Source organism: Halomicronema sp. CCY15110, from assembly GCF_016888165.1.
Lineage (GTDB): Bacteria > Cyanobacteriota > Cyanobacteriia > Phormidesmidales > Phormidesmidaceae > Halomicronema.
On the sequence record NZ_JACSWC010000296.1, the window covers coordinates 1 to 1,809 of the forward strand.

A 1,809-nucleotide genomic window follows, 5' to 3' on the forward strand; every position below is an offset into this window, starting at 1 on the left:
CCGGTTTCGACTTCGCTCAACCTACCAGTATCGAGAGTTGAGCGGAGTCGAAACTCGGGTCATGGGGATCTTTTTTGGGCGCAAGTCCCTTAATGGTGCAAGGGCAGTTTGACGGTGAAGTGAGTCCCCACGTCGGGCTGACTCTCCACGCTGACTTGCCCGTCGCAATACACCAGTAGTTGATGCACGATCGCTAAGCCCAGACCCACCCCTTGCTCTTCGCCGCTGGCCTGTCGTCCCTGATAAAAGTGCTCAAACACATGGGGTAGCTCATTGTGGGGAATGCCGATGCCAGTGTCTTTGATACTGATCGCCAAGAATTCATCATTGTCGGGCTGCACCGTGACCCAGACTTCGCCACCCGGAGGCGTAAACCGGATGCTGTTGCTCAGCAGTTGAATGACAATTTGCCGCACCCAACTTTCTGGGCAACAGATAGCGGGCAGATTATTGGGCACCGTATAGGCGAGCCGAATGCCTTTTTCTTGCGCCAGGGGTTGATAGGTACTGACCACGCCAGGCAGGATGTCAAACAAGTTGACCGGCTCGGGCTGGGCCGTCATCACTGTGCGTTCTATTTGTAAGAGTTCCAATACGCCGTTAATCAAGTCGACTTGGCGATCGCACTCCCGACTGATCATGTCTAAGTAACGCTGCCGCTGCGGCGCTTTCAGATTGGGCGAAGACAACAGCGGCAGTGCCGTTTTGATAGATGACAGAGGGGTTCGCAGTTCTTGCCCCACAGTGTTGAGAAAGTCATCTTTGAGCCGCAACGTATTCATCAACGACTCGTTTTCCGTGGATAGGCTAGACGCGGTCATGGCTTGCCGACGGTATGAGCGCGCTTGTCGCTGCAAGCGTTCTTGATGGCTGCCAGCATGTTGAGCAATCGCGTCGAAAATGGCTGGATGACACTGCTCGGGCAAACACAGGCGATCGCTCCAGTCGGCTAACAACGCTGTTGCCACCGGTTGCTCAGGCTGCTGCTGCACACTACTTGTCAACGACTGTTCCAAGGTTCCTAAAAAGTCTTGAATGAGCTCCGGTTGAAATGTCAGGCGATAGTTGACGACGGGCAAGGTTTCGTCCTCAGCGCCCGCTACAGTTGCCTCGGACTCGTCATCGCTAACGCTGACAGGGGTTTCTTCGCGATCGCCATGCAGCCAAAACGCCACGGTCTCAGAGACCCCAACCACAAAATATTCCCCCTGCATGGGGGAGACATCAGGAATGAGAATCGGTTGCTGCCAAGCTGGAATATTTGTGGTTTCACGCACCCACAAAAAAACATCCGGAGCGGGATTGATGGCTTGGCGATAGTGTTGAAAATCAATCCACCAACTCTTGCCCCGTGGCAGTTTGGCAAATAAAGTGACTGGCATATTTAGCTGTGTCAGTGCTCCCAATACCGTTTCAATTTGCCTTTTGAAACTCCGGGGTGAAACTTGAATTGACGGTAGAAAAATCGTTGAAACCTGTTCAATCCTGTGAACCATAACAACAGGAACCTGTGACGACTGTGCTCAAACGGAACTCAGATCTAGCCATGATCTATCTATTAGTCGGGAACACTGGCACTCAAATAGGCCAGTTAGCGCATCTCAAACTATCTTGCCTGCCTTTGTGAAAAGCGCATGATTTCTGTGAATTAACGTAACGCCCCTTGCCCAATCGTGCTATGTAGTAGCCAGATTTTCACTATTTTTGGCAGCGGCCAACCTTCTCCAAGTTGAACCTACTAAGTACACACAAGTCATGTTGTAGTAGGATGCTGCCAGAAAACATGGGGTCATCGAGATGGAGAATCCT

Annotated in this window: 1 protein-coding gene; it reads right to left on the minus strand. The window is 51.8% G+C overall.

Going from position 1 to position 1,809, the window contains the following annotated elements; genetic code table 11:
• Window positions 1–89: 89 nt before the first annotated feature.
• Entirely contained in the window at window positions 90–1,382 is a 1,293-nt protein-coding gene (locus JUK32_RS12690) for a sensor histidine kinase KdpD (RefSeq protein ID WP_204139226.1), read from the minus strand.
• Window positions 1,383–1,809 lie beyond the last annotated feature (427 nt).

Excerpts from the sequence above, each read along its gene's own strand:
- JUK32_RS12690 (WP_204139226.1), bottom strand. The coding sequence starts at position 1,382 with ATGCCAGTCACTTTATTTGCCAAACTGCCACGGGGCAAGAGTTGGTGG.